We start from the raw sequence: 6,105 nt of genomic DNA on the forward strand, positions 1-6,105 counted from the left end.
CCCCCATTTCAATCAGGACTCTCTTAATCAAATTTGTTAACCCTTAATAGTACTTCAATTTCTAAGCCTTTATCTTTTGAATTAACAGCTTTTATTATTCCACCTTGGCTTTCTATATTTTTTTTACTAATTGCTAAACCCAAGCCACTATGACCATCATACTTTCGTGATTGATCTATTTGATATAAAGGTTTAAAGATATTATTAATCATCGTCTCTTCTACGCCAGGCCCTTCATCTTTTATAACAATTTTTGCCCAGTTTTCCTCGGTTTTTCCTACTCCAACATAAATCGTTCCTTTAATGGGACTAAATCTAATAGCATTCGCAATTATGTTTTCAATTGCTTGGTATAATAAAAAGTAATCTGCAAAAATCAATACCTTTTCAATTTTAGGAATAAAACGTAGTTCTTTTTTATTTTTCTGGTAATCTAAACCTGTTAAGACTTCTTCAACGAGTTTATTTAACTCGATTTTTTCTTTAGAGCTATGTTCGGATAAAAAGAATGACCGATTATAATTAGTTAAAGAACTTACTAAGTCATCCATTCTTAATGCCTGTTTCAGAGCTTTATTAAGATATCTTTCTCTTTTCTCGTTGTTATTAGCTATACCACTTGTTAAACCTTCTAAATAACCTTTTAATCCAAATAAAGGCGTTCTTAAATCATGAACAATAGAAGACACAAATAAATTTCTATCGTTTTCATACTCGCTTCTTTGTTTTTTTAAAGATAGCAAATTGTCGTTCATTTTCTCATATGATGCGGTCAATTCATTGATTTCTTTGACTCTAGAAGTATTTGTTTTAATCGAGTGATTCCCATTAGAAATCTCAATAGAAGCTTTATTTAAAGCGACAATAGGTTTAATCATTTCATTCTTAACCAACACTAAAAAGATAAGAAGAATTACAAATATAACAATAAACAAAATAAACACGACAACAGATTCGTTTGATGTAGGCAATTCATTTGTGTAATTCGCCCCATCAGGCGTTGTATAAATATATCCTATAAGCTGATTTTCCTCATTTGAGACTGTTGTTTTATAAGAGGTTTCAGTTGTTAGATCTCCTTCATCATCTACTATTGAACGGTTTGTGGTTTGTCTACTTTTATACATCAATTCACTGTTCGCATTGAAAATTTCAATATCAACGCCTTCTTTTTCTACCAACTGATCCAAATAGTCTATGTACTCAGCTGTTTCCAGAAATATGTCTTCTATGAAAAGGTTCTCGCCAATCCACCTGTTAGGGTTATCATAATAATTTGGGTCCTCTTTATGAAAAATGTCATATAGCATGTTATCGTAGATTTGTATTAAACCAAGAGGTATCGCAATTAAACATACTGAAAAACTCACTAATAACCAATTAACAGAAATGGTTTTCTTACTCTTCATCTTGAGTAACCATTAACATACGGTAACCAACCGTTCTTACATTTTTTATTTGAAATAGTTGATCGTACTCAGCTAATTTTTCTCTAAGTTTCGCTATATAAACCCTAATAATTTGAGGATCATAAAAATCATCCTTCCATACTTTTTCTAGTATTTGGTCATATGACAATACATTTCCTACATTATGATAGAGATAAGAAAATAGCTTGAACTCAATAATGCTCATATCTACTTTTTTTCCAAGAATACTAATTTCTAATGAGAGATGGTCAATTTCTACGCAAGAAGATTTATTATACTTTTCGTTTATACTAGCTAAATGATGTTGTTGCCTTCTATTTATAGCATTTACCCTAGCAACTACTTCTGCAGGACTTGAGGATTTAGAGATATAATCATCGCCACCAATCGTTAATCCTCTGATTCGATCGTTATCGCTTTCCCTAGCTGTCAGGAATAGAATAGGAATCATACTAGATTTCCTTATTTTCTTGCATAAAGTAAAACCATTATCTCCAGGCATCATTACATCTAACAGAATAATATCTATTTCTTCCTTATCTAAAGTCCTCAATGCTCCTTCAGCATCACTTGCAATGTGCACAGTATATTGCACAGCTTCTAGATAATCACTCATTACTTCTAAAATGTCCGCTTGATCGTCTACTAATAGAACGTTTTTAGACAAGACAACTCCTCCTTCTTTTAATCCAAGACTTCAATAATTCATATTAGCTCACCGCTATTATAGCGTAATGGTGAACAGGTTTGCTCTCGATAATTCATTTAATTTTCGTCTCTACTAATTACATCTCAACATAAATCTGTTCTATAAATTTATATATATATAACTTTTATTTTCCTCTTATAAAAATATAATAATGAATTAATAAACGCTTGTTATAGTATCTGAAGAGGGGGCTTCTATAATGAGTATTCTAAAAGGTATTATTCTAAAAGGTATTAATGTAACAAAACAATTTGGCGATAGTAATAAAAACACTGTCTATGCTTTAAAATCAGTGAATGTAACTTTTGAAGAGGGGTCTTTCACTGCCATTATGGGAACAAGCGGATCAGGTAAATCTACATTACTTAACATTATTTCAGGCTTAGACACACCAACCGAAGGAACACTATTTTTTAATGACATCAAACTAAATGAACTTAACGATAATGAATTGACGAATTTGCGCAACAAGTACTATGGATTTATTTTTCAATTCTTTCACTTAATTCCTGTCATGAATGTTATGGACAATGTTTTGCTCCCTAATTATTTTTCGGAAAATAATGAAAATGATAAAGTGCTTAAGAAGCGTGCATTAAAAATCTTAAAAGAACTTGATATTAACCACCTTTCTAAATCATTCCCTTCTGAATTGTCTGGAGGACAACAGCAGCGAGTAGCAATAGCCAGGGCATTAATCAATAATCCTGACATCCTTCTGGCAGATGAACCAACTGGTAGCCTCGATTCAAACACATCGAAACTAGTGATGGAACAATTAAAGAAATTAAATATCCAAAAAAAGCAAACAGTCATTATCGTAACCCATGATGCTACTGTAGCTGCTTATGCAGATAGAGTTTTACTCATGCACGATGGCTGTGTTGTAGAAGATGAGTTACTTAATGGTATAGAAGGTCAAGAAAAAAAAGTACAGTATCTGTCTAATTTACTTAACGACATGGGCAGGGATTGACAATGAAAATAATAAAATTAGCTTTTCAACTAGTAAAGGAGCAAAAACTACGAAATTTATTAATTATAATCGGAATAAGTTTAGGAGCCATTATTATTACATCTTCACAAATCTTCATTTCATCAATTGAAGAGTCTAATGAAGCCTCTATCAAAGAGCTTTATGGAGAAATGGACTTATACGTTGGCCATCAGTTAGGTGTAGCAGATGATACAACTGACCCCGTCTCCGAAGATGATTATCGTTCAATAGAAAACCTTGAGAAAGTCGAAGGAATTACCCCAGTTTCTTATCCTTATCTTGGCTTTGAAGTTGAATACGATATGTTTGATTATATATATGTTGGATTCAAAGATGAACCCCTTGCATATCAAACAACTATGGTTGAAATTGGAGACCAGAGACTTCCGGGGCCTGGCGAAGTAATTGTTTCTACTGCTTATGCAAAAGCAAATAACATTACTGAAGGGGATAGTATTAGCCTTCCATTTCCACCCAAGGAACATCAAAACTTAAAAGTAGTTGGTTTTTCTAAAGAGAGAGAATATTTAAATAGATTGTTTTTATTTAATTACGATTGGTTAGAAAACGTAACAAGAAAAGGCCCAAATATGTTAATGATACGTTTAGACTCTTATCGTTCTAAACAAGCTGTCGGTGAACAGATTAATATGATTAACTCTGAGTTAAAAATTGATTTTCTTAAAGAAGCCGACGAGCAACGTGATAATATAGGTGGTCTTTACCCAATACTCACAGCGCTTAATATAGCCATTTTAATTGTTAGTGGTTTACTACTTACTAGTATTCTTCACATTTCTCTGCAGAATCGCCAACAACAATATGCAGTAATGAGAATAATTGGGGCTTCCAAAAAAACCATCGTTTTTTTAAACTTAACTGAGTCTCTTATTCTAGGTAGTATTGGGTTAGTATTGGGGATCCTAATAGGAATATTCATACCATCGCTCCTATTAAAGAATTCGATTTCAATTGCAGATATAGAAGTCGTTTCTATATCAATACCTTGGTCTAGCATTACTCTCTACAGTGTGATTTATATCATGCTCATTCTAACAGCGTCTACTTTACCAGCAATTAAAGCAGCAAACCTCTCACCTATTGAGGCTTATCAAAACACGAGCAAAAGTCATGCAATATATAAAATAAAAGGTTTTTATTTTGCAACTTTACTAACAGCTTCTGTTTTTATATCGATATTGAGTTTTATTGTAAATAATACAGTCATGCATATTATTGCAATACTAGCATTAATGACCATGTTATTGCTATTAGTCCATTATTTTTTACATTATGGTCTAATACTATCACTTAAGTCGCTAAGGTTATTCGGTAATAATCATTTTCTAAAGATTACTCCGTTTAATGCTTTGAGACAAATGAACAAAAACAAGCAAGTAGCCATAATCATTATTGTGAGTATGTCAATTAGTATCATTGGTTTCTCAACTTTAGACAGTATGAGAAAAACAACTTTTGACCAATTATTCTCGCTTAACCCTACTGATTATAAGCTTACAGAAGTTTCATACGGTAATGAAAGACTTGAATCTGATGGTTTTTCTCCAGAATTGTATAATAGTTTATCCAAGCTAGACAGCGTTGCAGATCATTCTTTATTTTTCACTAAGCCGTTGATGTATATGACGACAAATTTACCAAATCCAGAGGCAGGTATGTATTCAGTAGAACAATCAAAATCCTTGCAAACACTAACAGGTATCACTAGCACAGATATAAGTAGATTATTGCAAACATCAGGATTTTTAGAAGGAAAAGAAAATATAACTGACCTAGAAGACGATGAGGTAATTATTACATCTAGTACTTCTACTACTTTAGGCTATAGTGTTGGCGACACGATTGAATTACTTGATGAAGAAACAAATGGGGTTTATTCTCTCAGAGTTGGAATGTTAATTGAGGATACACATATGCTAGGGGACGAAGTGTACACAATTTTAATGACATCCGAACAAATGAAGGATCACTTTGGTGTCATAAACCACTCAGAACTCTTAATTGATTCTTCACAAGGTCATGTCTTAGAGGAATCAACTATTAAGAATATGATTGACGATCTTGGCCTTGGTAATGAAGTAACTATTTATAATCGATATGATGCTGTTGATGACTTTCATGAGCAGTTCAATCAACGATTAATTATTCTATTTTTAGCTGTTGGATTAATGATAGGTTTATCTATGATTGGATTAATGAACAACTCTGTTAGTAGCATTAAGGAGAGATTACCTGAGTTATCCATATTAAGAGCAATTGGCTTAAGTAAGAAATTGCAGACTTACTCATTAATTTTAGAAGGGGCACTATTGTCTACCATATGTGGATTTGTTTCAGTGACTATATCTTTTTGGATTACTATACACTTAAACTTTGCCTTTAACGGAGAGATCTTGACTCTTCCAATTTTATTAAGTCTAATCTTATTACTCCTTTCTCCTTCAATTGGTATTATTGCTTTTTTAGCCCCAGCGATTTGGGCTTCTAAGAAAAGTATTCTTGCTCATATCAAATAACCATAAAAAAGGTGTTAAGTATATTTTAATACTTAACACCTTTTTTATTTTGTCTCAGGATAAAAATGTCTATTTGAAACTTACTTTCTTATTTAAACAAAAAAAATAAGCCTCTCCATCATCAGAGAAACCTTAATGTACCAGCACTTATACGAAAGCTTCCAAGCGGACTTGAACCGCTGACCCCCACCTTACCATGGTGGTGCTCTACCGGCTGAGCTATGGAAGCAAAAAAATGGCTCCACAGGCAGGATTCGAACCTGCGACCGATCGGTTAACAGCCGATAGCTCTACCACTGAGCTACTGTGGAATAAAATAAATATATGTAGAAAAAAAGCCCGGCAACGTTCTACTCTCACAGGGGGAAGCCCCCAACTACCATCGACGCAAAAGAGCTTAACGGCCGTGTTCGGCATGGGAACGGGTGTGAC

The 6,105-nt window shown here is 33.2% G+C and carries 4 protein-coding genes, 2 tRNA genes and 1 rRNA gene; 2 read left to right on the forward strand and 5 right to left on the reverse strand.

Annotated features, from left to right (window positions below; all coding sequences use genetic code 11):
• Positions 1-23 precede the first annotated feature (23 nt).
• Both JOC54_RS12750 and JOC54_RS12755 read right to left on the reverse strand, forming a co-directional pair.
• On the reverse strand, positions 24-1,409 hold the full coding sequence (locus tag JOC54_RS12750; RefSeq protein ID WP_204466606.1) for a sensor histidine kinase: 1,386 nt from the start codon (positions 1,407-1,409) through the stop codon (positions 24-26).
• Positions 1,399-2,097: a response regulator transcription factor gene (locus JOC54_RS12755; RefSeq protein ID WP_204466607.1), complete on the reverse strand. Its 699-nt coding sequence runs from the start codon at positions 2,095-2,097 to the stop codon at positions 1,399-1,401. The genes JOC54_RS12750 and JOC54_RS12755 overlap by 11 nt, the downstream gene beginning before the upstream one ends.
• Before the next feature lie 241 nt (positions 2,098-2,338).
• Between JOC54_RS12755 and JOC54_RS12760 the strand changes: the two genes are divergently transcribed.
• Entirely contained in the window at positions 2,339-3,115 is a 777-nt protein-coding gene (locus JOC54_RS12760; RefSeq protein WP_204466608.1) for an ABC transporter ATP-binding protein, read from the forward strand.
• A 2-nt stretch (positions 3,116-3,117) separates the two neighbouring features.
• Entirely contained in the window at positions 3,118-5,673 is a 2,556-nt protein-coding gene (locus JOC54_RS12765; RefSeq protein WP_204466609.1) for an ABC transporter permease, read from the forward strand.
• A 156-nt stretch (positions 5,674-5,829) separates the two neighbouring features.
• On the opposite strand, the gene JOC54_RS12770 is transcribed toward JOC54_RS12765, so the two are convergent.
• The 3 genes from JOC54_RS12770 to rrf form a co-directional block, all read right to left on the reverse strand.
• Positions 5,830-5,902, reverse strand: a tRNA-Thr gene (locus JOC54_RS12770).
• Between the two features lie 7 nt (positions 5,903-5,909).
• A tRNA-Asn gene (locus JOC54_RS12775) sits at positions 5,910-5,984 on the reverse strand.
• 26 nt (positions 5,985-6,010) lie between these two features.
• A 5S ribosomal RNA gene (gene rrf / locus JOC54_RS12780) occupies positions 6,011-6,105 on the reverse strand; the annotation flags it as partial.

This window comes from Shouchella xiaoxiensis (genome assembly GCF_016907895.1).
Taxonomy (GTDB): Bacteria; Bacillota; Bacilli; order Bacillales; family Bacillaceae_D; genus Shouchella; species Shouchella xiaoxiensis.